Source organism: Chelatococcus sp. KU-N122, assembly GCF_055391085.1.
This window is the reverse complement of record NZ_AP043981.1, coordinates 6413459-6439551: the sequence shown is the minus strand read 5'-3', so window position 1 is coordinate 6439551 and position 26093 is coordinate 6413459. Positions and strand designations below refer to the sequence as shown.

General features: G+C 68.2%; 20 protein-coding genes and 2 pseudogenes. 9 read left to right on the top strand and 13 right to left on the bottom strand.

The window, feature by feature from the left end; translation table 11 throughout:
* Positions 1–7 precede the first annotated feature (7 nt).
* Positions 8–2104 carry an ATP-dependent DNA helicase RecG gene (gene recG / locus ACZ5PO_RS29255; RefSeq protein ID WP_464185757.1) on the bottom strand — a complete coding sequence of 699 codons (2097 nt, stop codon included), beginning with the start codon at positions 2102–2104 and terminating at the stop codon, positions 8–10.
* Positions 2105–2233: 129 nt separating this feature from the next.
* Here recG and ACZ5PO_RS29250 point away from each other — a divergent pair, with 129 nt between their 5' ends.
* Positions 2234–2530, top strand: a complete 297-nt coding sequence (locus ACZ5PO_RS29250) for an FAD assembly factor SdhE (RefSeq protein WP_464185756.1) — start codon at positions 2234–2236, stop codon at positions 2528–2530.
* Between the two features lie 103 nt (positions 2531–2633).
* Positions 2634–6157: pseudogene (gene mfd, locus ACZ5PO_RS29245) on the top strand (transcription-repair coupling factor).
* Positions 6158–6184: 27 nt separating this feature from the next.
* On the opposite strand, the gene ACZ5PO_RS29240 reads toward mfd, so the two are convergent.
* The 4 genes from ACZ5PO_RS29240 to ACZ5PO_RS29225 all read right to left on the bottom strand — a co-directional run bounded on the left by ACZ5PO_RS29240 (position 6185) and on the right by ACZ5PO_RS29225 (position 9412).
* A complete protein-coding gene (locus ACZ5PO_RS29240) occupies positions 6185–6892 on the bottom strand; it encodes a DsbA family oxidoreductase (protein ID WP_464185754.1) in 708 nt (235 codons plus the stop codon).
* A 51-nt stretch (positions 6893–6943) separates the two neighbouring features.
* Positions 6944–7282 carry a type II toxin-antitoxin system PemK/MazF family toxin gene (locus ACZ5PO_RS29235; RefSeq protein ID WP_464185752.1) on the bottom strand — a complete coding sequence of 113 codons (339 nt, stop codon included), beginning with the start codon at positions 7280–7282 and terminating at the stop codon, positions 6944–6946.
* On the bottom strand, positions 7267–7488 hold the full coding sequence (locus tag ACZ5PO_RS29230) for an antitoxin MazE-like protein (RefSeq protein ID WP_464185750.1): 222 nt from the start codon (positions 7486–7488) through the stop codon (positions 7267–7269). Before ACZ5PO_RS29230 ends, ACZ5PO_RS29235 begins: the two co-directional genes overlap by 16 nt.
* 106 nt (positions 7489–7594) lie before the next feature.
* Positions 7595–9412 (bottom strand): extracellular solute-binding protein, encoded by a 1818-nt coding sequence (locus ACZ5PO_RS29225; RefSeq protein ID WP_464185748.1) that lies wholly within the window; start codon positions 9410–9412, stop codon positions 7595–7597.
* Positions 9413–9896: 484 nt separating this feature from the next.
* Between ACZ5PO_RS29225 and ACZ5PO_RS29220 the strand changes: the two genes are divergently transcribed.
* Positions 9897–10670, top strand: coding sequence for an invasion associated locus B family protein (locus ACZ5PO_RS29220; protein ID WP_464185746.1), 774 nt, complete (start codon positions 9897–9899; stop codon positions 10668–10670).
* 319 nt (positions 10671–10989) lie between these two features.
* Here the strand turns inward: ACZ5PO_RS29220 and ACZ5PO_RS29215 are convergent, their stop codons facing one another.
* The 6 genes from ACZ5PO_RS29215 to ACZ5PO_RS29190 form a co-directional block, all read right to left on the bottom strand.
* A complete protein-coding gene (locus ACZ5PO_RS29215; RefSeq protein WP_464185745.1) occupies positions 10990–12237 on the bottom strand; it encodes an adenylate/guanylate cyclase domain-containing protein in 1248 nt (415 codons plus the stop codon).
* Positions 12234–12632 carry a response regulator gene (locus tag ACZ5PO_RS29210; protein ID WP_464185744.1) on the bottom strand — a complete coding sequence of 133 codons (399 nt, stop codon included), beginning with the start codon at positions 12630–12632 and terminating at the stop codon, positions 12234–12236. The genes ACZ5PO_RS29215 and ACZ5PO_RS29210 overlap by 4 nt, the downstream gene beginning before the upstream one ends.
* On the bottom strand, positions 12629–14164 hold the full coding sequence (locus tag ACZ5PO_RS29205) for an ATP-binding protein (protein ID WP_464197098.1): 1536 nt from the start codon (positions 14162–14164) through the stop codon (positions 12629–12631). The genes ACZ5PO_RS29210 and ACZ5PO_RS29205 overlap by 4 nt, the downstream gene beginning before the upstream one ends.
* Positions 14165–14458: 294 nt before the next feature.
* Positions 14459–14788, bottom strand: a complete 330-nt coding sequence (hspQ, locus tag ACZ5PO_RS29200) for a heat shock protein HspQ (protein WP_464185743.1) — start codon at positions 14786–14788, stop codon at positions 14459–14461.
* 223 nt (positions 14789–15011) lie between these two features.
* Positions 15012–16052, bottom strand: coding sequence for an HpcH/HpaI aldolase/citrate lyase family protein (locus ACZ5PO_RS29195; RefSeq protein ID WP_464185741.1), 1041 nt, complete (start codon positions 16050–16052; stop codon positions 15012–15014).
* 229 nt (positions 16053–16281) lie between these two features.
* Positions 16282–17499, bottom strand: coding sequence for an FAD-dependent monooxygenase (locus ACZ5PO_RS29190; protein ID WP_464185739.1), 1218 nt, complete (start codon positions 17497–17499; stop codon positions 16282–16284).
* A gap of 113 nt (positions 17500–17612) precedes the next feature.
* Between ACZ5PO_RS29190 and ACZ5PO_RS29185 the strand changes: the two genes are divergently transcribed.
* Both ACZ5PO_RS29185 and ACZ5PO_RS29180 read left to right on the top strand, forming a co-directional pair.
* The gene (locus tag ACZ5PO_RS29185) at positions 17613–18368 is read left to right on the top strand and encodes a TerC family protein (protein ID WP_464185737.1); all 756 of its coding nucleotides are present in this window, start codon (positions 17613–17615) and stop codon (positions 18366–18368) included.
* 134 nt (positions 18369–18502) lie between these two features.
* A complete protein-coding gene (locus ACZ5PO_RS29180; RefSeq protein WP_464185735.1) occupies positions 18503–19477 on the top strand; it encodes a quinone oxidoreductase family protein in 975 nt (324 codons plus the stop codon).
* Between the two features lie 19 nt (positions 19478–19496).
* On the opposite strand, the gene rimO is transcribed toward ACZ5PO_RS29180, so the two are convergent.
* Both rimO and ACZ5PO_RS29170 read right to left on the bottom strand, forming a co-directional pair.
* Positions 19497–20810, bottom strand: a complete 1314-nt coding sequence (gene rimO / locus ACZ5PO_RS29175; protein WP_464185734.1) for a 30S ribosomal protein S12 methylthiotransferase RimO — start codon at positions 20808–20810, stop codon at positions 19497–19499.
* A gap of 177 nt (positions 20811–20987) precedes the next feature.
* Complete coding sequence (locus ACZ5PO_RS29170; protein WP_464185732.1) at positions 20988–21749, bottom strand: outer membrane protein; 762 nt, start codon at positions 21747–21749, stop codon at positions 20988–20990.
* A 562-nt stretch (positions 21750–22311) separates the two neighbouring features.
* Between ACZ5PO_RS29170 and ACZ5PO_RS29165 the strand changes: the two are divergent.
* The 4 genes and pseudogenes from ACZ5PO_RS29165 to ACZ5PO_RS29150 form a co-directional block, all read left to right on the top strand.
* Positions 22312–23127: pseudogene (locus ACZ5PO_RS29165) on the top strand (diacylglycerol/lipid kinase family protein); the annotation flags it as partial.
* Positions 23128–23263: 136 nt separating this feature from the next.
* Positions 23264–24103 (top strand): metallophosphoesterase family protein, encoded by an 840-nt coding sequence (locus ACZ5PO_RS29160; RefSeq protein ID WP_464185731.1) that lies wholly within the window; start codon positions 23264–23266, stop codon positions 24101–24103.
* Between the two features lie 95 nt (positions 24104–24198).
* Positions 24199–25623, top strand: a complete 1425-nt coding sequence (locus ACZ5PO_RS29155; protein ID WP_464185730.1) for an amidase — start codon at positions 24199–24201, stop codon at positions 25621–25623.
* 78 nt (positions 25624–25701) lie between these two features.
* Positions 25702–26037, top strand: a complete 336-nt coding sequence (locus ACZ5PO_RS29150; protein ID WP_464185729.1) for an FtsB family cell division protein — start codon at positions 25702–25704, stop codon at positions 26035–26037.
* The last annotated feature ends 56 nt before the right edge of the window (positions 26038–26093 follow it).

Below are 26093 nucleotides of genomic sequence, written 5' to 3'. Positions count from 1 at the left end.
GCCGTCCTCAACCTGCCCGCAGCAGGCGGATCGCCTCGTCCCGTCCGAACAGATAGAGCAGCAGCCTGAGCGCCTCGCCCCGCTCGCCGGTGAGCTCCGGGTCGCGCTCGAGGATCAACCGGGCCTCGTCGCGGGCCGACGCGATCAGGTCGGCATCGACGTCGGGACGCAGGAAGCGGAAGTCGGGCACGCCGGACTGGCGCGTGCCGAGGATCTCGCCCTGGCCACGCAGTTTCAGGTCCTCCTCGGCAATGCGGAAGCCGTCCTCCGTTTCGCGCATGATGCGCAGGCGCGCCTCGGCGATCGGGCCGAGCGGCGCGCGGTAGAGCAGCAGGCAGCTCGACGCCTCGGCGCCGCGCCCCACCCGCCCGCGGAGCTGGTGCAACTGGGCGAGCCCGAAGCGCTCGGCGTGCTCGATCACCATGACCGTCGCCTCGGGTACGTCGACGCCCACCTCGACCACCGTCGTGGCGACCAGCACCTTGGTGTCGCCGGCAGCGAAGCGCGCCATGGCGGCGTCTTTGTCGCGCGCGCTCATCTTGCCGTGCAACAGCCCGACGCCCGAGCCGAGCGCCCGGCTCAGGCTGTCATAGCGTTCTTCCGCTGCCGCGACGTCGAGCTCCTCGGATTCGGCCACCAGCGGGCAGATCCAGTAGACGCGGGCGCCGCCGCCCACGGCACGCGAGACCGCGCCCGCCACTTCGTCGAGCCGCTCCAGCGGCACGGCGCGCGTCTGGATCGGTTGCCGCCCGGCCGGCTTTTCGGTCAGCAGGGAGACATCCATGTCGCCGAACAGCGTCAGCACCAGCGTGCGCGGGATGGGTGTCGCCGTCATCACCAGCAGATCGACGCCGTCGCCCTTGTCACCCAGTGCCAGCCGCTGGTGCACGCCGAATCGGTGCTGCTCGTCGACCACGGCCAGGCCAAGATCGCGGAATGCCACGCTCTCCTGGAACAGGGCATGAGTGCCGACGACGACGTGGATGCGGCCGGTGGCGAGCCCGTCGAGCACGGCGGCGCGCTCGGCCGCCTTGTCGCGTCCGGTGAGCACGGCGACCTCGATGCCGGCAGCCCTGGCGAGCGGCGCAATGCGGGCGTGATGCTGCCGCGCCAGGATCTCCGTCGGCGCCATCATGGCCGCCTGACGGCCCGCCTCTACCACGCGGGCCATGGCGAGCAGGGCGCAGACCGTCTTGCCGGAGCCGACGTCGCCCTGCAGCAGGCGCAGCATGCGGTCGGGCGAGGCGAGATCAGCGTCGATGTCCGCGAGTGCGGTGCTCTGGGCGGCCGTCAGCTTGAAGGGCAGGGCAGCGCGGATGGCGGCGACGCGGGTGCCATCGCCCTGGTGGACGCGGCCACGCGTGCGGCGGCGGCGACTGCGCACCAGGCTCAAGGCGAGCTGTGTCGCCATGATCTCGTCGAGCGCCAGGCGCGCCCGGCCGGGACTTGTCGCGTCGGCCGCCTCGGCGTCCGGCGGCTGGTGCAGCGAGTGGAGCGCCGCGGCGAACGGCGGCAGGGCGCCGCGCAGCGCCACGTCATGCCATTCGGGCAGCGGCGGGATGCGCCGCAACGCCTCGTTCATCGCCTTGCCGACGATGCGGCCGCTCAAGCCCTCGGTCAGCGGATAGACCGGCTCGATCAGGGTCGCGCCCGCGAGCTCGTCCGGGCGCAGCACGAGATCCGGGTGGACGATCTGGCGGTGGCCGTCCCACAGCTCGATGCGGCCGGAGACGATGCGCCGCTCGCCGAGCGGCAGCAGCTTCTCCAGCCGCTGACGGACGCCGCCGAAGTAGACCAGCGTCACGTCGCCGGTGTCGTCCTCGACCAGGATGCGGTAGGGGCTCCGCGCACGCTGCGGCGGCACGGGCTGGTGATGGGTGACGCGCACGTCGAGGGTGACGATCTCGCCGGGTACCGCATCGACGACCGCCGGCCGCGTCCTGCGGTCGATCAAGCCGGTCGGCAGGTGGAACAGGAGATCGATCAGGCGTGCGGGCTGCGAGGCCGAGCCGAGCAGGCGGTCGAACAGCTGCTCCAGCCGAGGCCCGATGCCAGGGAGCACGGCGACGGTGGCGAACAATGGATCGAGGACGGACGGCCGCATTGACCCTTCTGTGACGGCTGACATGGGCGGGGCCCGACGCTATATACCAGCCCGCGACCGCGACACGAGATGCGCCCCCCGTCGACGCTCCGTCCGGATCACCCCGCCGTGACCATACGGAGGCACCCATTGAGCGGCTCAACTCGGACCAGCGCCAATCTCGACGTCCGGCGTCGGCGCATCCTCTTCCGCGCCTGGCACCGCGGCACGCGGGAGATGGACCTCCTGATGGGGCAGTTCGTCGACGCCGAGATCGAGACCCTGACTGAGCACGACCTCGACGAGCTGGAGCGCCTGATCGAAGTGCCCGACCGGGACGTCTTCGGCTGGGTCACCGGCGAGAACGAGACGCCGGACAACTACCGGTCGGGCGTGCTGGAGCGCCTGCGCGCCTTTCACAGCCATTCCGGCCCGGTCCACCTTTGAAGCGCCCGGCCAGGGCGTCGCGGGTACGGCGCCGCGGCCCTTCCACCGCCCCCGGGGCGGCTTGCGTGCTCCGCGCAAGCGTCCGCATGATCACGTTTGACCGATGACAGCGTCTCTCAAGAAAGCGCTCGACGCGCTCATGCGCGGCGACCGGCCCACCTTCGCCGGCGTTCCCGACAGCTTCATTCCGCTGGTGCTCGCCGACCTGGCCCGCGGTGTGGCCCAGACGAGCGAAGCGCCGGCCGCGCTCGTCTATGTCGCCCGGCAGGGCCAGCGTCTGGCGCTGGTCGAAAGCGGCCTGGGCTTCGTCGCGCCCGACGTGGAGGTGCTGACCTTCCCGTCGTGGGACTGCCAGCCCTATGACCGCGTGTCACCGATCAGCGCCATCACCGCGCGGCGCATGACGGTGCTGTCGCGCCTGGCCCGCACGCGCTCCTCGGCCGAGCGGCCGCGCATCCTGCTCACCACCGTCAATGCGCTGGTGCAGCGGGTGCCGCCGCGGGCGCGAATCGCCGCCGAGACCTTTTCCGCTGCGCCCGGCAATGCCATCGCCATGGACGGGCTCATCCAGTGGCTGGAGATCAACGGCTTCACCCGCACCGGCACGGTGCGCGACACCGGGGAGTACGCCGTCCGCGGCGGCATCCTCGATCTCTATGCGCCGGGCATGCCGCAGCCGATCCGCCTCGACTTCTTCGGCGATACGCTCGAATCGATCCGCCCGTTCGACCCGGAGACGCAGCGCTCCACCGGGCAGCTGCGCTCGCTCGACCTGGTGCCGATGAGCGAAGTGCAGCTGACCACCGAGACCATCCGCCGCTTCCGCCAGGCCTACGTGGCCGCATTCGGCGCCGCGACGCGGGACGACACGCTCTACGAAGCGGTGAGCGAGGGCCGCCGTCATCCCGGCCTCGAGCACTGGCTGCCGCTGTTCCACCAGAAGCTCGACACCCTGCTCGACTTTCTGCCCGGCGTGCCGCTGGTGCTCGACGAGCGGGTCGACGACGTGGTCGGCGAGCGGCTGACGCAGGTCAGTGACTACTACGAGGCGCGCGTCGCCGGCATGGGTGGGAGCGGCGGGGGGCACCCTACAAGCCGGTCCGGCCCGAGACGCTCTATTTTTCGGCCGAGGAATGGCCGCAGTATCTCCAGAAGGCGGACTTCGCGCGTGTGACCCCCTTCGCCCAGCCGGAGGGCGGCGGCCGCCTTGTGATCGACCTCGGCGCCCACCAGGGCCGCAGCTTCGCGCCCGAACGGGCCGACGAGACGGTCAACGTCTTCGAAGCCGCCGTCCGCCATATCGCCGCCCGGCAGGCGGACGGACGCCGCGTCATCGTCGCCGCCTGGTCCGACGGCTCGCGCGAACGTCTGTCGCACGTGCTGGCGGACCACGGCGTCAAGACGCTGCGTCCGGTTCCGGATCTCGCACGCACCGCAGCCCTGACCAAGACCGAGATCGGCATGGCCGTCTGGGGCATGGAGGAGGGCTTCGAGACCGGCGACCTCACCGTCGTCTGCGAGCAGGACATCCTCGGCGACCGGCTGGTCCGGCAGGCCCGCAAATCCAAGCGGGCGCAGGATTTCATCGCCGAGGTCGGCAGCCTGTCCACCGGCGACGTGGTCGTCCACGTCGACCACGGCATCGGCCGCTTCATCGGCCTCCAGACCATCACGGTCGGCGGCGCGCCGCACGACTGCCTGGAAATCCACTATGCCGGCGGCGACAAGCTGTTCCTGCCGGTCGAGAACATCGAGCTGCTGTCCCGCTACGGCTCCGAAGACACCGAGGTGGTGCTCGACAAGCTGGGCGGTGTCGGCTGGCAGGCGCGCAAGGCCAAGCTCAAGAAGCGCATCCGCGAGATGGCGAGCGAGCTCATCAAGGTCGCCGCCGCCCGCGCCCTGCAGGACGCGCCCAAGATGGTGCCGCCGCCGGGGCTGTACGACGAGTTCGCGGCGCGCTTCCCCTACGACGAGACCGAGGACCAGCAGAACGCCATCGACGCGGTGATGGACGACCTCGCCCGCGGCCGGCCCATGGACCGGCTGATCTGCGGCGACGTCGGCTTCGGCAAGACCGAGGTGGCGCTGCGGGCCACCTTCGCCGTGGCCCTGGCCGGCCAGCAGGTGGCGCTCATCGCCCCGACCACGCTGCTGGTGCGCCAGCACTACCAGGGCTTCGTCGAGCGCTTCCAGGGCCTGCCGGTCAAGCTGGCGCAGGCATCGCGGCTGATTCCGGCCGCCGAGCTCAAGCAGGTCAGGACGGGGCTGGCCGATGGCCAGATCGATATCGTCGTCGGCACCCACGCGCTGCTCGGCAAGACCGTCAAGTTCAAGGAGCTCGGCCTCATCATCGTCGACGAGGAGCAGCACTTCGGCGTGGCGCACAAGGAGCGGCTGAAGGCGCTGCGGTCGGAGGTGCACGTGCTGACGCTGTCGGCGACGCCGATTCCGCGCACGCTGCAGCTCGCACTGACCGGGGTGCGGGAGCTGTCGATCATCGCCACCCCGCCGGTCGACCGGCTGGCGGTGCGCACCTTCGTCACGCCGTTCGACCCGCTGACCATCCGCGAGGCGCTGCTGCGCGAGCGCTATCGCGGCGGCCAATCCTTCTACGTCGTGCCGCGCATCGAAGACCTGGCCGAGGTCAAGGCGTTCCTCGACGAGCACGTGCCCGAGGCGAAGGTGACCACGGCACACGGGCAGATGCCCGCCGGCCAGCTCGAGGACGTCATGACCGCCTTCTACGAGGGCAAGTTCGACATCCTGCTGTCCACCACGATCATCGAGTCGGGCCTCGACATCCCGCGCGCCAACACGCTGATCGTGCACCGGGCCGACATGTTCGGCCTGGCCCAGCTCTACCAGTTGCGTGGCCGGGTGGGGCGGTCGAAGACGCGCGCCTACGCCCTGTTCACGGTGCCGGCCAACCGCACCATCACCGCAACCGCCGACAAGCGCCTCAAGGTGCTGCAGAGCCTCGACACGCTCGGCGCCGGCTTCCAGCTCGCCAGCCACGACCTCGATATCCGCGGCGCCGGCAACCTGCTCGGCGACGAGCAGTCCGGCCATATCCGCGAGGTCGGCTACGAGCTCTATCAGCAGATGCTCGAGGAGGCGGTGGCGCAGCTCAAGGCCGGCGTGGAGGACACGGTCGGCGACGAGCAATGGTCGCCGACCATCACCATCGGCACGGCGGTGATGATCCCCGAGGACTACGTTCCCGATATCCAGCTCCGGCTCGGGCTCTACAAGCGCCTGTCGACGCTGGAGAGCGACCAGGAGATCGAGGCCTTCGGCGCCGAGCTGATCGACCGCTTCGGGTCGCTGCCCCAGGAGGTGGAGCAGTTGCTCAAGCTGGTCGCCATCAAGGCGCTGTGCCTGCGCGCCAACGTCGCCAAGGTGGAGGCTGGCCCCAAGGGCATCGTCGTCTCCTTCCGCGACAACAGCTTCGCCAATCCGGAGGGGCTGGTCGGCTATGTGGCCGAGCAGGGCTCGCTGGCCAAGGTGAGGCCGGACATGACCATCGTCTTCATCGACGACTTCGATACACCGGAGGCGCGCCTCAAGGGCACGGCGCGGCTGCTGCGCGATCTGGTGCGCATCGCCGAGCGCAAGAAGGCGGCGTGATCCCGGATCGGCCCGCGGCCGGCCGTATCAGGCCGAGGCGCCGGCGGTCGCCACGCTCTCGTTGGCGATCTTGACGGCGATCCGCTGCATGTAGCGGGCGAGCGTCGCCGGCTCCTGTGCGCCGGGGATCGCCAGCCGGCTGGCGAAGATGAAGCAAGGCACGCCGGTCACCCCCGCTTCCGCCGCGTAGCCGATCTCCTCCTGCACGTGGCCGACATCGGCGTCGCCGGCGAGCAACTCGCCGACGACGTCGGCGTCCATGCCGGCCTCGGCCGCGACGTCCTTGAGCACGGCCGGGTCGCCGATGTCGTCGCCGTCGATGAAGAAGCGGGTGAACAGCGCCTCCACCACGGGTCCCTGGGCGCCGGCGGTCCCGGCCCAGCGGATCAGCCGGTGCGCGTCGAGGGTGTTGGGCGAGCGCTTGATGCGGTCGAAGCGGAACGCGATGCCCTCGGCCGCGCCTTCCGCGGTCAGCCGCTCCGAGATGGCGCGCACCTTCTCGGCGCTGCCGAACTTGCGCTGCATGTACTCCTGCCGGTCGAGGCCCTGACGGGGGATGGTCGCATCGAGCTGGAACGGCCGCCACGCCAGCTCGACGGCTACGTCCGGTGCCAGGGCGACGGCGCGCTCGATGCGCCGCTTGCCGATGAAGCACCACGGGCAGACGACGTCGGAGACCACGTCGACGTGGAGGGGCAGGGCTTGGGCTGGCGGCACGTCTTGGGCTGGCGGCATGGCGCATCTCCGCGTGGAGGTTTCAGCACCACGCATTATGCGCCAGCGATCCTAGTCGGCCAAACCAAGAATGACCGACAGCATATGGTTCAAGACGATCAGCGACTCGTCGTCGAGTCGGCCAATGACGTCACCGCATTTTTCGCGCGGGAACGCCATGATCTTATCGACCATCACCTGGGAGGGGACCCTCAGCCCATTTCCAGGCACGGGCATGACGGTCAACCGAAATATCGGCGCGTCGCGGAGCGTGCTCGTGAGCAAGCTGACCAGCACGCTGTCAGTGTCGGCCAGCCAATCCGACTGAACCACCACGGCTGGACGCGGCGTGCCGGTGTCGCCGGGAGCGGAAACCGTGACGATATCTCCTCGCTTCACGATTCCTGCCATTCCGTGGCAGCTTGAATGAAGCTCAGCGCTTCGGCCTCTTCAGGCGCCCCTCGCAGGCGTGCGGCTTGGCGCTTGGCGTGCTCCTGGAAGTCGGCAGCCTTCGGATCGGGAACCCATATGCGCAGCAGCTTCATGCCTCGGCTGTGCTGCATCCGTCGGTATCGCTGGAACTTGGTCAGGCCATCCCTTTGCTTAGCCTTGGCCATGTCGCCTCCATCACCAATGACAGCCGCACGGTACAGATGGTTGCGCGCAACCAAAAGGGCAATGATCCGGAACCGTTGAGCTGGGAGCGAAGCTTCATCTTTAAGGCTAACGCCCGCCCGCCGTCGCTTCGCCTGCCTGCCACCACTGCTCCGGATAAGGACCGTAGAGCGGCAGCTGCGCCGGGCGGCCGATGCGGCTCGCCCGGGCGATCCAGAAGTCGGACAGGTGGAAGAGCGGGATGACGTAGAAGCCGGACAGCAGCGTGCGGTCGAGGGCGCGGGCCGCGGCTTCGAACGCGTCCTGGCTCTCGGCGGCCAGCAGCGCCGCGATCATGGCGTCGATCGCCGGCGAACGGGCGCCGGCGAAGTTGAACGAGGCTTCCCGATCGGCCGACTGCGAGCCCCACCGGAAGTACTGCTCGTTGCCCGGGGAGGGCGATACGGGCCATGACGCGATGATCATGTCGTAGTCGAAGCGCTGGCGGCGGCGCTCGTACTGCACCGTGTCGACCAGGCGGACCCGCGTGCCGACCCCGATCCAGCGCAGGCTGTCGGCCAGATTGAGCGCCAGCCGCTCCTGATCGCGGGTGAGCACCATGATCTCGATCGTGAATGGTTCGCCGCCGGGCTGCTTCAAGGCCCCGTCGTCGAGACGGAAGCCGGCGGCCTCGATCTGCGCCAGCGCGCGCTGGAAGGCCTCCCGGTCGCGGCCCGAGCCGTCGGCCTCGGCCGGACGCCAGCGGCCCTCCATGATGTCCGCCCGCACGGCATCCGGAAACGGCGCCAGCAGCCGGCGCTCCAGCGGCCCGGCCGGGCGCCCGCTCGAGGCCATCGGCGATTCGGCGAAGTAGCTGGTCGTGCGCTCATAGAGGCCGTAGTAGAGGTTGCGGTTCACCCAATCGAAGTCGAACAGGTACGACAGGGCCTCGCGGACCTTGACGTCCGCGAACTTGGCCCGGCGCGTGTTGAAGACGAAGCCCGACATGCCCTTGGGCAGCCGGGAGCGCGGGCTCTCCTTGACGATGCGTCCCTCCTTCACCGCCGGAATGTCGTAGCCTTGCATCCAGCGGGCGGGATCGAGCTCGACCCTGACATCGCAAAGGCCCGCCTTGAACGCCTCGAACAGGCTGTTGGCGTCGCGGTAATAGTCGTAGCGGATCTCGTCGAAGTTGATGGTGCCGCGGTTGATGGGCAGGTCGGCGCCCCAATACGCCGGATCACGCCGGAAGGTGATGCTCTCGCCGGGCTTGATCGCCGCCGCCACGTAGGGCCCGGAGCCGACGAGGGGCTTGAAGCCGGCGGTATCGAAATGGGCCGCATCGGTCGCGTGCTTGGGCAGCACCGGCATCAGGCCGAGGATGAGCGGCAGCTCCCGATCGCCGGCCTGGCTGAGATCGAGCCGGATGGTGAGCGGGTCGATGATGTCGATGCGCGAGACCTTGCCGTAGGCGTTGCGATAGTTGGGGCGCCCACTGCTCCTCAGCAGCTCCAGGCTGAACTTCACGTCCTCGGCGGTGATCGGGACGCCGTCGGAAAACTTCGCGCGGGGGTCGAGCCGGAAGATGACGTAGGAGCGGTCGTCCGGTGTCTCGATCGAGCGGGCGATCAGTCCGTACAGCGTGAAGGGCTCGTCCAGCGAACGCTTCATCAGCGACTCGACGCTGAGCGTCGCCACCCCGAGCGCCGCCGTGAGGCCTTTGACGGGAAACGGGTTGAGGCTGTCGAAGGTGCCCTGCACGCCGAGCGTCAGGCGGCCTCCGGCGGCCCCGTCGGCCGCCGCATAGGGCAGTCGGTCGAAGCTTGCCTCGAGGCGGGGCTCGCCATGCATGGCGATGCCGTGGCTTTCGTGCGCTTCGGCGCCGGCCGCCGCGATGGTGAGCGCGACGACGCCGATGCGGCACCAGAATCGGCCCGAGATCAACATGGATGGATGCGAGGTCGGTTCGGCAAGGAGTGGCATCCGGCTGGGAGAATCAAGAAACGGCTCTCTGTGGCCGCCAACCTAAGCGTTTTCTTGTCATGTCACGCGCGCGTCCGTGCCGGGCCGGCTGCAGAAGGTCGGGGCCGGACCGCCCGGATCGAAGCGCGCGGGCTGGCGACGGGCCCGCGCCGGACGGGCCGGCCATCCACCGAAGGGACTGGAAACCTGCGGGGTTAAGCGGTAAAGGGGACGCCCAATTCGTCGGTCATTCATCCGCCTCATTCGCCACCGAAGCACGTCGTGCCGATCGAGGGTGAGCAGGGCGCGATGACGCTCTTCAGGTCGAAACCGCGGCACGCCGCAAACGGGCTCGCCCTTCTGGCAATGATGGACATCGACGACATGTGTAAAGGCGCTCGGCCGCGCAAACCTGCGCATTGAACAAGAGCGCACCGGGGTTCGTGCTGTGATCGAAGGGATATCTTGCATGACATTCATCAACAGGTCTGCGCGCCTCGGCGTGGCCCGCACGGCCGCGGGATTGCTCGCCGTGAGCGTGGCGGCGCTGGCTCCGGCCGTTGCATTCGCCCAGGCCAAGAAGCCCGCCGCCCAGCCGGCGCCCGCGCAGCAGCCGGCTCCGGCGCAAGGGGCGGCCCCAGGCCCGACCGTGGTCGCGGTCAAGTCCGAGCCGTCGCAGCCGGACTGGACCAAGGTGTGCGGCAAGGATCCGTCGAACCAGAAGGAAATCTGCTACACCACGCGTGACTTCGTCTCCGACCAGGGTCAGCCCGTGCTCGCCGTCGCCGTCTACGACGTGAAGGGCGAGCCGCAGAAGATGATGCGCTTCCTGCTGCCGCTGGGGCTGCTGATCCAGCCGGGCATCCGCGTCACGATCGACCAGGGCCAGGCGACCGAAGGCCGCTTCGCGCTCTGCTTCCCGAACGGTTGCTTCGCCGAGGTGCCGATCAAGGAAGCCGACATCGCCAGCCTGAAGAAGGCGACGAACGTCAACGTCAGCGTCCAGAACCAGGTCGCCAACGTGGTCACCTTCCAGGTGCCGCTGGCCGGCTTCCAGAAGGGCTTCGACGGCGCCGCCATCGATCCGAAGGTGCTCGAGGAGCAGCAGAAGAAGCTGCAGGAAGAGCTCCAGAAGCGCAGCGAAGAGATGCGCAAGAAGATGGAAGCGTCCGGCCAGGCCGCGCCGGCGGCAGGCGCTGCCCCTGCCGCGGCCCCGGCCCCGGCGCCCGCGCCGAAGCAGTAGGCGCCCTCGTGGCCGGGCTCGACCCGGCCATCCCTCGCCCCGGAACAAGCGTCAGCCCGCCAGAGCCGGCTGACGCGCGAGAGCATGTCCCGATCAGATAAACTCATCTAATCGGGTCGATATGCTCCAAGTCTTTAAAATCTGGAGCGGTCGTGACTGTGCCGGCGTCACCAGACCGCGGGGAGCGGGGGGCCCGGCTCCTCCGCTAGAGCGCTTTGCGATTGGGTGGGACCACCCGATCGCGAGAAAGCGCTCCAGATTCAAAAGACTATGAGCATTTTCTCTGCCATTGGATAGGTCCATCCAATGGCAAAATGCTCTAGCCCGACAGGTCGATGCGGGTTCCGGTCGCGCCGTTCAGCAGCCGCCTGAGATGATAGCTCGCCAGCCCGTCGACGGGCCGTTGGCCGACGAGCGCAGCGAAAGCGGCGATCGCTCCTGAATCGTTGCGCTCGAGCTTGGCAAAGGCCTCATGATAGCTCGCCGTCGACGGCTCGGCCAACGCGTCGTCCGACAGCGGCTCCCACGCCCGCAGCGCCTCCGTCTTGCCGCGCAGCAGCAGGTCGCCGATCGGGCGGCCGCCGAAGCCGTCGACCTGTTCGGCCAGGTCGGCGCTGACGCAGATGCGCGTGCCGAGCGGCTTGTTCGCCGATTCCAGCCGTGCCGCCGTGTTGATGGTGTCGCCGTAGGCCGTGTAGTCGAAGAAGCGCCCGCCGCCGAAATTGCCGACGATCGCCGGCCCCGAGTGCGCGCCGATCCGCGTCGCGCCGACCCCGATTCCCTTGCCGGACCACGTCTTGCGGAACGCCTCTGCGAAGGCGTCCAGCTCCAGGGCACAGGCGATGGCGCGGCTGGCGTGATCGGGCTGATCGCCGGGCGCTCCGAACAGGACGTGGAGGGCGTCGCCGACGATCTTGGCCACGGTGCCCTCGTGCACGAAGACGATATCGGTCATGCCGATCAGATATTCGTTGAGCAGCGGCGCGAGTACGGCGGGATCGATGGATTCGACCAGGCTGGTGAAGCCGGTCACATCGGTGAACAGCGAGGTGACGTCGCGCCGCTCGCCGCCGTTCAGCCGCTGGGCATCGATGGCGAGCCGCTCGGCCAGGTTGGGCGAGAAGTAGCGAGACAGTGCCGCATGGGCCCGTTCGGCGTCGAGCTGCCGCTGGCGGGCATCGCGGATGCGGGTGATATGGCGCAAGGTCTTGTCGATCGTCGCCTCCAGATCACCGAAGTCGATCGGCTTGGTGACGAAATCGAAGGCGCCGCGGTTCATGGCGGTGCGGATGTTGGCCATGTCGCCATAGGCCGACACGATCACCGTCGAGACGTCCTCTTCCGCCTCCTGCAGGCGCTCCAGCAGCGCGAGGCCGTCCATGCGCGGCATGTTGATGTCGCTGACCACCAGATCGATGCCGATGTGGCTCTCGATCAGGGACAGCGCCTCGACCCCGTCGTGCGCAAACAGGAAGGCGAGCTGGCCGCTGCGGATCTGACGCCTGAAGCGCTGCAGTACCAGCGGCTCAAGATCCGGCTCGTCGTCGACGACGAGAATCGTGATCACGGCGCTTGTCCGCTTCCACCCACCCGTGCGTCGATCTCGCTGCGCAGCGCCAGAAAGTCGATCGGCTTGGTCAAGAGCTCGTCGGCGCCGCGCGCCAGCGCGACCTCCCGGGTGCGGGCGTCGCCATAGGCGGTGATCATGACGATTGGCAGATCGGGCCGAACCTCCTTCGCCCGGGGCACGAGATCGAGGCCGCTCATGCCCGGCATGTTGATGTCCGAGACGAGCAGCACGGGCTGAGCGCCGGCCACGTCGGAGAGCTTGCGCAGCGCCTCTTCGCCGGAAAGAGCGAAATCCATGACGAAGCGGCCGGCGCGGAGCTCGCGGCGGAATTGCTGCCGGAACAGCATTTCCACGTCCTTTTCGTCATCGACGATCAAGATACACGCGCTCACTTGCTTCTCCTCGCCTGAGGCTGCGGCGTCGGCGTGGCGCCGCGCGGCAGTGTGACGACGAACTCCGTAAACGAACCGGGCTCGGTCTCCACCTCCAGGGTGCCGCCGTGCTGCTTCACGACGATATCATAGCTGAGCGAAAGCCCGAGCCCCGTTCCTTCGCCGGCGGGCTTGGTCGTGAAGAACGGGTTGAAGATCTTGGCCTTTACCTCTGCCGGTATGCCTACGCCGTTGTCTCGCACACGGATCTCCGCCCGGTCACCTAAATTTTTCGTGGCCACCCGCAGGGTGGGCTCGAAGCCTGGCTCCCCCGTCTTCTTGCGCTGCTGCGCGGCGTAGAAGCCGTTGCCGATCAGGTTGATCAGGACGCGAATGAACTCCTGCGGATAGAGCTCCACCGACCCGACCGTCGCATCGTATGATCGCTCCAGCGTGACGTTGAAGCCCTGCTTCTCGGCCCTGGCCCCATGATAGGCCAGGTTGAGGCTTTCCTCGACGAGCGCGTTCAGATCGACCGCCCGGTACTCGCCCACGCCCTCGCGGGAGTGCAGGAGCATGTTCTTGACGATCGAATCCGCGCGCTTGCCGTGCTCGACCACCTTGCCGAGGTTGCCCTCCAGCATATCGCCGATGTCCTCGACCTCAGCCTTGGTCTCCCCGTCGAGCTTGGCGCCGCTCAGCAGGGTGCGCAGCTCCCGCACCAGGTCGGCCGACAGGTCGGCGAAATTGTTGACGAAGTTCAGCGGATTCTTGATCTCGTGCGCGATGCCGGCGGTGAGCTGGCCGAGCGAGGCGAGCTTCTCGCGGGTGACGAGCTGGGCTTGTGCCGCCTGCAGCCCGGCCAGTGCCACCTCGGCCTTGTCCTTGGCGAGCTTGAGCTCCTGCTGGTCGCGCCGCTGCATGAGCAGCAGCGCGATGCCGCCCGTCGCCGCCGCGACCAGGTAGACCAGCAGGTACTTGAAGGCGAAGGTGTTGGCCTCGATCGGCTGGACGACCGTGATCTCCTGGATGCCGCGGACGTCGCCCACCTTCCAGTCCGTTTTGGGGCTGTCCGGATGCACATTGTGGCAGTTGACGCAGGCCTGCCCCATGATCACCGGGGTGGCGATCCGCACCTGGCGGTCGAACACCGAGCCGCTGACCTCGGAGATCGTCTCCTTGGGATGTGTCCGCAGCTCGGCGAGGGCCTCGCTCTCGAAGGCATCGAGGCTGTAGGGCTTGCGGCCCTTGAACGGCATATCGGAGATGAAGGCGTAGCGGACGGTGCCGTCACGGCTGCTGATCATGCGACCGAGCTCGATCGACAGCGTCGCCGGGATCGGAATGGCGTGGTCGACGTCCTTGTACTTCTCGGTGATCTGCACGCGGCCCGGGGCGGACTGGATGCGCGCCACCACTTCGCTGGCGTAGAACGCACGCAGATCGTCAATGACGCGCCCAACCTCGCCGGCCTGACGGCGTAGAATGTTCTCCGACAGCGACCGCAGGTCGAGCCAGACCGCGACAGGCAGCCCGGCGAGGGCGAGCAGCATCAGGATGGTCGCGAAGCGACCGGTCCTGATCTGGCTGAACGCATTCGTCACGGCCGAACCTCTGGCGCTTCCCCTATCTACTAGTTTAGAGCATCAGACGCCGACGTGGATACCGGCTTTGCAGAAAGGCCGCGTCCAACAAGGAGATCGTTCTTCTGGACCATGGCGCTCCGGCTGCTGCGGAGCACCGATCTCCGCCGCAGGCCGGCCACGGCGGCATGACGTGCGGGCGGGCTCGGCCGTCTTGCGGGCGGTGCCCGCGCGGAGACGAGCCCCGCACAGGCCATGGCCGCTTCAGTGCGCGTGGTGGGATCGCGCGCGGTACGAACCGTCGTTGTCGCGCTCGAACATTTCGTCGATGCGCGGATGGCGTACCGGGTTTCCGGACGTGTCGGGCAGCAGGTTCTGCTCGGAGACATAGGCGACGTACTGGGTCTCCGCATTCTCGGCGAGCAGGTGGTAGAATGGCTGGTCCTTTCGCGGACGGACGTCTTCGGGGATCGACTCCCACCATTCCTCGGTGTTGTTGAACTCCGGGTCGACGTCGAAAATCACCCCGCGAAACGGGTAGACGCGGTGGCGAACGACCTGTCCGATGGCAAATTTGGCGGCGCCGAATTTCATCGCCTGATCTCCGCTCTGGTCCAAACTAGGGTGGTCGGTTGCCGTTTCCGATCCTGGCAGGGCATCACCGTTCAGGACCTTCGAATCCATTAAACCACGCTAGAATCATAGAATTGCCCGCTGGGGCCGCGGAATCCGCAAACTCGCCCCCGATGCCGCCTCGAATATGATGCGAATTTCGGATTCGCCCCACGAACATGCTGCTGCCGCGGCGCGGCCGATATCACAGCCCGTACAAGGCAGCGTAGTCGCTATCCTTGGCCGCAACGAGACGCGCCAGATCGACGATGACCTTGGCCTGCTTCCAGGTGGCGTCGTCCTGCATCTTGCCGTCGATCATGACCGCGCCCGTGCCGTCCGGCATGGCTTCGAGGATGCGCTTGGCAAAGCCGACTTCGCCCGGATCCGGACTGAACACGCGTTTGGCGATTGAAATCTGAGTCGGGTGCAAGCTCCAAGCCCCGGCGCAGCCGAGCAGGAAGGCGTTGCGGAACTGGGCCTCGCAGGCATCCTGATCGGCAAAGTCGCCGAACGGCCCATAGAAGGCCTTGATGCCGTTCGCCTGGCAGGCGTCGACCATGCGGGCGATGGTGTAGTGCCAGGGGTCCTGCTGGGCCGACTGGCGCGGTGCATCGCCGCTCGGGTCGGACAGCACCTTGTAGTCGGGATGGCCGCCGCCGACGCGGGTGGTCTTCATGCCGCGCGACGCGGCGAGATCCGCCGGTCCCAGGCTGATGCCATGCATGCGGGGCGAGGCCTGCGCGATCGCCTCGACGTTCTTCACGCCCTCGGCGGTTTCCAGGATGGCGTGGATCAGGATCGGCTTGGTGACGCCATGCCGGGCTTCGAGCTGCGCCAGCAGCTGGTCGAGATAATGGATGTCCCAGGGGCCCTCGACCTTGGGCAGCATCATGACGTCGAGCTTGTTGCCGGCCGCGGCGACGATCTCGGTGATGTCGTCGAGCACCCACGGGCTGTTCAGGCAGTTGATACGGGTCCACAGCCCCGTCGTGCCGAAGTCGGTCTCCTGCGCCATCTTGATGAAGCCGGCCCGCGCCGCCTCCTTGGCGTCGGCGGGAATGGCATCCTCCAGGTTGCCGAGCACCACGTCGACCTGGCGGACGAGCTCCGGCACCTTGGCCCGCATCTTGTCGTTGTGCGGCGGAACGAAATGGATCATCCGCTCCAGCCGGACGGGCAGCTCGCGGAACGGCTCCGGCGCTCCGATCGCCAACGGACGGAAGAACTGACGCGGCAGTTTCATGGAGCGCTCCCTTGTCGCCGCAGCCGACGGCGACCGCAGTGTGATCGATCGAGGTGTGCGATAGGCGAGGTCGAGGCCGCAGTCCAGCCCACCCTGGGAGCTCCTCGGCCCGGGCGGAGGACATCATCCGGCCCGAACAGCTCCGATTGTCGTGAATCTACGCCTGCTGGCTCGCCGGGCGCGTCCCGCTCGAGCGGCGTGCGCGGCGGCCGCTCGCCAGACTGCTCGGCTACGAGGCAAAATTCGCGCCAGGGCCGCGCATCAGGCTGGGCAACCCCAGCCGGGGTGCCAACCCCTCGCGCATCACCAGCCGGCGCAACGGCCCGGCAAGGTCGAGCGTCAGCATGGCGGCGGCGCGCATCATGTCGAAAGGCAGGAAGTCCATCAGCAGCGAACGGTTCAGCGTGTCGATGGCGCCCGTGCGCGTGCGCGCGTCGATGAGCCTGCCGCGCGAATAGCTGCCCATCGCGGCGATATCGGCGATCGGCCGCCCCCGCACCCGGGCGTCGACGACCGCATCGCGAAGCGCCGCCACGTCGCGGAGACCCAGGTTGAGCCCTTGCGCGCCAATCGGGGGGAACACGTGGGCGGCCTCGCCGACGAGTGCGGCGCCGGGGCCGGCGAAGCGGGCGACGGACAGCGCGTCCATGGGCACGACGCCGCAGCGGCCCTCCAGCGCCATGGCGCCCAGCATGGATTGCGCCCGACGCTCGACCGCCGAAGCAAGCTCGCCCGCAGCCATCCGGCGCAAGCGCCGGGCCTCGTAGGGCGGGCAAACCCACACCAGGCTGGAGCGCCGGCCGGGCAGCGGCACCAGCGTGAAGGGGCCGCCCCGCGTATGCAGCTCCGTCGAGGTGTCGCGGTGCGACCGTTCGTGCGTGAAGATGGCCGTCAGCGCCGCCTGCCGGTAGGTCCAGGTCCGTGCGGGCACGTCGAGCGCACGGCGCACCAGGGATTGCCGCCCGTCCGCCCCGACGACCAGCGCCGGCTCGAACACCTGGCTGTCCGCCAGCGCGAGCCTGAGACCGGCCACGCCCGGTTCGGCCGTCATTAATGCCGTCTCCAGGATCGTAAGCCGCGCGGTGGCCCGCGCGACCCGCGCCAGCTCGTCGACGAGGATCGCATTCTCGATGTTGTAGCCGAACGCGTCGAGCCCGATCTCGCTGGCGTGGAAGGTGAGGGGCGGCGGCGCGAACAGGCTGTCGGTGGCATCGACGATGTGCATGCTCGCCATCGGCGCCGCCCGCGACGCCAGCTCCCGCCAGGCCCCGATGGCGGCGAGAAACGTGACGGAGCCGTCCAGCAGCGCCACCGTCCGGCCGTTGGCCGGCGCGCTCGGCCGGCCGATCAGCACGGTGTCGAAGCCGTCGCGCGCGAAGGTGATGGCGGCGGCGAGACCGGTGGCGCCGGCGCCGACGACCGCAATGTCCGGCGATCTGTCGTTCATGGGCTCATCCGTAGTGATTTTCCGGCAACGGCGAAAGCCGGCCGCCGCCGTCCGCTCTTTTCAATTGCGATCCGCCCGCCCATGTTCAGGCGGATTTTCTAATGGGAGGACTTATGTTCGGATGGATGGCCGAGCCGGCGGGCTGGGCGGCGCTGCTGACCTTGAGCGCGATGGAGATCGTGCTTGGCATCGACAACGTCGTTTTCATCTCTGTGCTGGTTGCCAGGCTGCCGGCTGCGCAGGCGGAGCGAGCGCGGCGCATCGGCTTGGCGTTGGCCCTCGTCTTTCGCATCGCCCTGCTGTTCACGCTGACGGCGATCATGAAGCTCACGGAGCCTGTCGTCACCATTCTTGGCGAGGGCATCTCCTGGCGGGACATCATCCTCATCGTCGGCGGCCTGTTTCTCATCGTCAAGGCGACGCACGAGATTCACGGCGCGATCGAGGGCGACCACGGCGCCGACGCGGGGCGGCCGGCGCCCAACGCCTTCCTCACCGCCATCGCCCAGATCGCCGTCATCGACCTGGTCTTTTCCATCGATTCCATCGTCACCGCCATCGGCATGGTCGACGACGTGTCGGTGATGATCGTCGCCGTCATCATTGCCATGATCGTGATGTACGCTGCGTCGGGTGTCGTCGGCCGCTTCATCGCGGCGCATCCGACCACCAAGATGCTGGCCCTGTCCTTCCTGATCCTGATCGGCGTCTCCCTCGTCGCCGAGGGCGGCGGCTTCCATCTGCCGCGCGCCTACATCTATTGCTCCATGGCGTTCGCCGCCGCCGTGGAGGCGATCAACGTCCTGGCCGGACGCAAGCGGAAGCACCCCGCCAAGGAGGCGGGGCGGGCGATGACCGAGGAGACCTGAAGCATGTCCCGATCGGGTGAGACCATTCGATCGGAACATGCTCCAACCTATTGAATCTGAAGCGCGTCTCTCCGGATCGGGATTCCGTCCGAGGGCACGCGCTCCAGGCCAACCGACAACCGGAGGCGACGACCATGACCAAAGCCATTCGTGTTCACCGCACCGGCGGGCCCGAAGTTCTCTCCTACGAGGACGTGACCATCGGTGATCCGGGGCCGGGCGAGGTTCGTGTCCGGCACATGGCGATCGGGCTGAACTTCCTCGACATCTACTACCGCACCGGGCTCTACCCGATGGCGCTACCGTTCACGCCGGGCAACGAGGGCGCCGGCGAGATCGTCTCGGTCGGCGAGGGCGTCACCGAGCTCGCCCCGGGCGATCGCGTCGCCTATGTCGGGCCGCTCGGCTCCTATGCCGAGGAGCGCATCCTGCCGGCGCAGGTCGTGGTCAAGCTGCCCGGCGCCATCGACTTCGAGGTGGCGGCGGCGATGATGCTGAAGGGCATGACCGCCGAATTCCTGCTCCACCGCACCTTCAAGGTCGGCCCGGGGCACACCATCCTGTTCCACGCAGCCGCGGGCGGCGTCGGCCTGATCGCCTGCCAGTGGGCCAAGCAGCTCGGCGCCCGCGTCATCGGCACGGTCGGCTCGGCGGACAAGGCCGAGCTCGCCCGCCGCCACGGCTGTGATGACGTCATCCTGTACCGGGAGGAGGACTTCGCGGTGCGGGCCAGGGAGCTCACGGGTGGGGCGGGCTGCGACGTCGTCTATGACAGCGTTGGCAAGGCGACCTTTCCCGGCTCCCTCGACTGCCTGAAGCCCTTCGGCACCTTCGTCAGCTTCGGCAACGCGTCGGGACCGATCGAGGGGTTCAACATCGGCCTCCTGGGGCAGAAGGGGTCGCTCTATGCCACGCGGCCGACCCTGTTCACCCATACGGCCAATCGTGCCAGCCTGGTCGACATGTCGACGAAGCTCTTCGAGGCCGTGGAGAGCGGTGTCGTGAAGATCATGATCGGCGCGCGCTATCCGCTCGCCGCCGCGGCCGACGCGCAGCGCTCGCTGGAGACGCGCGCGACCACCGGGGCGACCGTGCTGCTGCCGGCCTGAGCCAAAGACCGGATAGGCGTCAGACCAGGCTGCCGAACAGGTCGTAGTCGTCGGCGCGGTCGATGCGCACGGTGACGATGTCGCCGGTCCGCATCGGCCGCCGGCCGCTGACGTGGACGACGCCGTCGATTTCGGGGGCATCCCACGGCGAGCGGCCGCGCGCCTGCTGGGCGCCGCCGGCATCGATAATGACCGGGATGCGGCGGCCGACCCGCGACTTCTGCCGGGCTGCGCTGACGGCCCGCTGCGCGGCCATGAAGCGGTGCCAGCGCTGTTCCTTGAGCTCCTCCGGCACCGGATCGGCCAGATCGTTGGCGGGTGCGCCTGCCACGGCCTCGTACTTGAAGCAGCCGACCCGGTCGAGCCGCGCGTCCTTCAGCCATTCGAGCAGCAGCTCGAAATCCGCCTCGGTCTCGCCGGGGAATCCGACGATGAAGGTCGAGCGGATGGCGAGGTCCGGACAGATCTGCCGCCAGGCGCGGATGCGATCCAGCGTCTTCTCCTGGTGGGCTGGGCGCTTCATCGCCTTCAGCACCCGGGGCGAGGCGTGCTGGAACGGAATGTCGAGGTAGGGCAGCACCTTGCCCTCGGCCATCAGCGGCAGCACCTCGTCGACGTGCGGGTAGGGATAGACGTAGTGCAGCCGCACCCACACGCCGAGCTCGCCCAGCGCCCCCGCGAGATCGGCGAACTGGGCGCGCAGCTCGCGCCCCTTCCACGTGCTCGCCCCATAACGCAGGTCGACGCCATAGGCGCTGGTGTCCTGGGAAATGACCAGCAGCTCCTTGACACCCGCCGCAACCAGCCGCTCGGCCTCCCGCATCACGTCGGCCGCAGGCCGGCTCACCAGGTCGCCGCGCAGATGCGGGATGATGCAGAAGCTGCAGCGATGGTTACAACCCTCTGAAATCTTGAGATAAGCGTAGTGTCGCGGCGTCAGCTTGACGCCCTGCGGCGGTACCAGATCGACGAACGGGTCGTGCTGCGGCGGGGCGGCTGCATGCACGGCGCCGATGACGCTTTCGTACTGCTGCGGCCCGGTGATGGCGAGCACGTCGGGGAAGCGCTCCCGAATCGGCTCCGGCTGCGCGCCCATGCATCCGGTCACGATGACGCGGCCATTCTCGCCCATGGCCTTGCCGATCGCCTCGAGCGATTCCGCCTTGGCCGAATCGAGGAAACCGCAGGTGTTGACGATGACGAGGTCGGCGCCCTCGTGGGTCTTGCTGAGTTCGTAGCCCTCGGAACGCAGATGCGTGACGATGCGCTCGGAATCGACCAGCGCCTTGGGGCAGCCGAGGGAGACGAAGGAGATGCGGGCGGGAGCGTTCATGCGATGGTCGGGAACCGGGTGAGCCGAAGTCGCGCTGTCTGGGCGACGATTGCAGCAATTTCGTAGCCGATGGCGGCGGCGCCCTCGCGCCTCGTGCCAAAACAGATAGACCCGGCGACGTCGTCGCCGGGTCTATCCGTAACGGTAGAGTAGTGTGCTCTGAAGCTCGTGGCGAACTTAGAACTTGTAGTTCAGGCCGACGCGGACGACGCCGAACTCGTTGTTCTTGCTGCCGCTGCTGTAGTAGGTCGTGGCCAGCGGCAGGCCCGGCAGATACACATCGCTGTTGCCGCGGTCGAGGCTGACATACAGACCTTCGATGCGGGCAGTGATGTTGTCGGTGAAGGCGTACTCGAGACCACCGCCGACGGTCCAGCCGGTCGCGGTGTCGTCGCCGTTACCGCCGTAGTAGGCCGCGCCGTAGTTGTAGAAGTTGTTGCTGTTGTTGCCGCCGCCGCCGCCGTAGGCGAAGCCGCCGGTGGCGTAGATCAGGGCCCGGTCGAAGGCATAGCCGAGGCGGCCGCGGACGGTGCCGAACCAATCCATGCCCTGGTTGCCGTAGCCGTAGTTGTTCTTGCCGCCGAGGTCAGCGTACTGGATGTCCGCCTCGACGCCGACCACGAACTGGCCGATCTGGTAGTTATAGCCGATCTGGCCACCGCCGGTGAAGCCGCCGTCGTTGTTGCTGCCGCCACCGTAGTAGCCGTAGCCCGGATAGGCGTAACCATAGCCCGGATAGCCGTAGCCATAGTTCTTGTCGTTGTTGGTGTTCCAGGCGTAGCCGGCGTTCACGCCGACATAGAAGCCGGTCCAGGTGAACACGGGCACGATGACGACCGGAGCGACCGGGGCGTACTTGCGCGAGGGCAGGTCGGCGGCGAGGGCAGTGCCGCCCAGAGCGACCAGGCTCACGGTGGTCAGAAGAACTTTGCGCAGCATCTTAGCTCCCCATCTTGAGATAATCGGGCATTCCCGCAGCAGCGGATTGATTGTTGACTAACACAGCCGGCGCGGGCTGTCCGTGGCCAATGTGCAACGCTTGTGCGCAATCCGCGTAGTTTGGCGGCATTCCAGCCATAAAATGTGCCACGGCCAATGGCGGAGGAGGGGCCCAAGCGCTTGACATGCCCCGAGTAACCGCGGCTTCGAACGCTTCTAAGTATCGCCGCATGGCACGGCTGGGCGAGGCGGGTGAGCCCTCCGCGAGGTGCTTTGGCCGTCGATGCTGACGTAACGTCCGCTCCCCACATGCCAGCGGGAGCCAGAATAGGGCGTAAGAATAATGTTGGAAGACTTGCCGTCCGCCGATACGCACGGCGAGATTCGCTGGTTCGATACTCGCGAATTGGCGGTGGGCTGTGGATCGGTCCCTGCCAAATTCGCGATTCACGCGGAACTGGGCAGCCCATGGTGAATTCTGGCGCCCGGACAGCGTCGTCACCCGGGTCGGGCGGGCGGTTGCAGCGCCGCCTGTGATTCGGGCTAGCTTGCGGGGAACGTCGTGCGCAGACGCGTGGCCGTCGTGATCAACAGCTCGTCCGGCAGCCTGATCGGCACGTCCGTCGCGGCCCATATCGCCGACTATCTAGCCGCGGCGGGCTTGCAGGCGACGATCATTCCGGATGATCGACCGCTGCCGGCGCGTATCGAGGCGGCGGTCGCCGTCGGCGCCGAGGCCGTCGTCGTCGGCGGCGGCGACGGCACCATCGCCTGCGCCGCCCAGCGGCTCTGCCAGCAAGACGTGGCCCTGGGCATCATCCCTCTCGGCACGATGAACCTGCTGGCCAAGGACCTGCGGATCCCGCTGGACCCGGCGGCCGCCTGCCGGGCGCTGGTCGACGGCGGCATCCGCCAGATCGACGTGGGGGTCGTCAACGGTCACGTCTTTCTGGGCAATTCCGTGCTCGGCATACCGTCCCGGCTGGCCCAGCTGCGCGAGGCCAACCGCGGCCGTATGGGCCTGGCCGCCTATTGGCGGCTGGCGCTGGCGGGCGCGCGCGCCTTCGGCCGCTATCCGTCGCTCCGCGTCGCCATCGACCTCGGTGACGGGCCGCGCCGCGTGCGCACCTGGGCTCTCGCCGTCGTCAGTAACGACTACGACGAGGGCATGGGCCAGATCATGAGCCGCAGCCGGCTGGATGACGGCGAGTTGGCCATCTACATAACGGGACCGCTCGGCATCTGGCGGATCATGCGGCTGGCGCTGGGCATGGCCATCGGCAACTGGCGGAGCACGCCCGGGCTGCAACGGTACCGGACGGCCGGCCTGACCGTCTATTCGCGCCGCTCTTCGCTTCGCATGATGAACGACGGGGAGATCCTGCGGCTGCCGCCTCCCCTGGAGTACCGGATCCGGCGGAAGGCCTTGAACGTCATCGTACCGCAAGCTGCGCTCGGGCCGGCGCCGGCCCCCCCTGCGGCCGCGGGGGCGTCATGGACGTGCCGGCGGCGCCATGAGGCGGCTCGCCCACATCTCCGACCTGCACTTCGGCCGCGCCGACCTGGCCGTGGCCGACGCGCTCGTCGACGAGCTGACGCGCATCGCGCCGGATCTCGTCGTCGCCAGCGGCGACTTCACGCAGGGCGCCCGAAGCCGCGAATTCCGTCAGGCCGCAGCGTTTCTCGAGCGGCTTGCAGCGCCGGTGCTGGCGGTGGTGGGCAACCACGATATCACCCCATACCATCTCGTGGAGCGCTTCCTCGACCCCTACGCCCGGTTCAGGCGCTACATCCAGCCCGGGATCGAGCAGGTCTGGCAGGACGACGAGCTGATCGTCGTCGGCATCAACACGGCCCGGCGCATGGCGCCCGAGCTCAACTGGTCGTACGGCCGAATCAGCAGGCACCAGATGAAGAGCGTCGAGCGCATCCTCGCTGCGGCGCCGGCTTCGCTGTACCGCATCGTCGTCGGCCATCACCCGTTCCTGCCGCCGGCCTGGGACGAGGACGCGCGGGTCGTGATGCGCGCCAAGCGCGCCATCGCGGTGTTCGAGCGCGCCGGGGTCGGGCTCATCCTCTCGGGCCATCTGCACCGCGGCTATTCGCGCTTCGTCAAGCCCGAGGTCGTCGGCGAGGAGGTGGCCGGCATGGAGGAGACCAGCGGCGCCACGACGAGCCGCCGACTCATGGTGGTCCAGGCCGGCTCGGCGATCTCGACGCGGCTGCGGGGCGAGCCGAACGCGTTCAACGTGATTACCATCGCAGACGGGCGCGCCACCGTGGAGCCGCGCATCTGGAATGGGGAGGCTTGGGTGCCCGTCGCCGGGCATGGGGGATGGGCCGGCGCGCAATGACGGCTTGATCGACGTCGCGAAGTGGACTGCAATCGGGCCCGGTCGGCAGCCGCGGCTGCGGCAGCGACGAGCGAAGCGCGTGGCGGGAGGGTCCGGTGAGCGGTCTGACATTCGACGAATATGTGAGCCACGACGCGGTCGGGTTGGCGTCGCTGGTCGCCAAGGGCGAGGTGAAGCCGATCGATCTGATCGATGCGGCCATTGCTCGGGCCGAAGCGGTCAACCCGACGATCAACGCTATTGTCGAGAAGCTCTACGAGCAGGCGCGGGCGACCGCGCAGGATAAGCCGACCGGGCCCTTGGCGGGTGTGCCCTTCGCCATCAAGGACCTCGGCCATCCGATGGCCGGCGTGCGCGTCACCGGCGGCAGCCGCGCTTTCCGCGACTACGTCGCGCCCGCCGATTCCGAGACGTCAACGCGGGTGCACGCCGCCGGCCTGATCCCGATCTGCACCTCGACGACACCGGAGTTCGGCATCACCGTCACCACCGAGTCGGCGCTCTTCGGCCCGACGCGCAACCCTTGGAACCCGGCCTACAGCGCCGGCGGCTCGTCGGGCGGCGCGGCCGCGCTCGTGGCCGCCGGTGTCCTGCCGGCCGCACATGCCACCGACGGCGGCGGCTCGATCCGCATTCCGGCGTCGTGCTGCGGGCTCTTCGGCCTCAAGGTGTCGCGGGGCCGCACGCCGGTCGGCGTCGGCCGCACCGAAGGCTGGAACGGCCTGGGCGTCAGCCACGCGGTCACCCGGTCGGTGCGCGACTCGGCCGCCATCCTGGACGCCACGCACGGGGCGCCGTTCGGCGCGCGCTACGTGGCGCCGCCGCCCAAGGGCGCTTTCGTCGCGGCCGCCGGCCGTGATCCGCGCCCGCTGCGCATCGCCCTCCAACTGGAGCCCTTCGGCGGCACGGAGGTCGATCCCGCGTGCATCGCGGCCATGAGGGACGCGGCGAAGCTCTGCCAGGAGCTCGGCCACCGGGTCGAGGAGGCCAGGCCGGCGCTGCCCGACCCGCTCGGCGACCACCTGCTGAACGTCATCGCCGCGCACACGGCGATGAGCCTCGACCTGCGCGCCAAGGAGCTCGGCCGGCCCCTGGCGGACGACGAGGTCGAGCCGATCACGGCGCTGACGGCGGCGAAGGGCCGCACGCTGACCGGCCTCGATATCGTGGCGGCGGACAACGCCTTCATGCGCACCGCCATCGCCATGGCGGAGTTCCTGTCCAACTACGACGTCATTCTGTCGACGACGATGGGAGCGCCGCCGGTGAAGCTGGGCCTGCTGTCCCTTGACCAGCCGCCCGCCGAGTACGGCACGCTGATCCGCCAGTATTCGCCGTTCACGGCCATCTACAACATCACGGGGCAGCCGGCGATGAGCGTGCCGCTGGCCATGTCCGCCGATGGGACGCCGATCGGCATCCATTTCGCCGGTCGTCTGGGCGAGGAGGAATTGCTGCTGTCGCTCGCCGGCCAACTGGAGCGGGCGCGGCCGTGGTTCGCCAGGCGCGCTCCGATCTGACCGAGAATCACGTGCGCCAGGGCAGCCTTTTCAAAGGCCTCTAACCACATCTTAACTGGCGGATGATCATCGTGCCTCATGGTCATCCGCAGGCGTCTTCGCTCCGTGCTGGTCCCGCTCGCGCTCTATGCGGTGTCGGGGGCGGTGGCCGCCTATTTTCTGTTCCATGCCCAGCACGGACAGCGCGGCCTCGAGGCCAAGCGCGAGATCAAGGCGCAGATCCTCAACCTCAATGCAGAGCTCGCCACGCTGAAGGCCGATCATCACGATTGGGACCGGCGCGTCAGCCTGCTGCAGGATTCGAGCATCGACCGCGATCTGCTGGACGAGCAGGTGCGCAGCCAGCTGGGTTGGGTCAACCCGGCGGACCTCGTCGTCATGACCCCGGCGGACGGCCGCACCGAGCCGCGCTGAGCGCTGCTTCGACGCTTGTATTGAAGCGAAAAGCACCCTTAATTATCAATACGTTG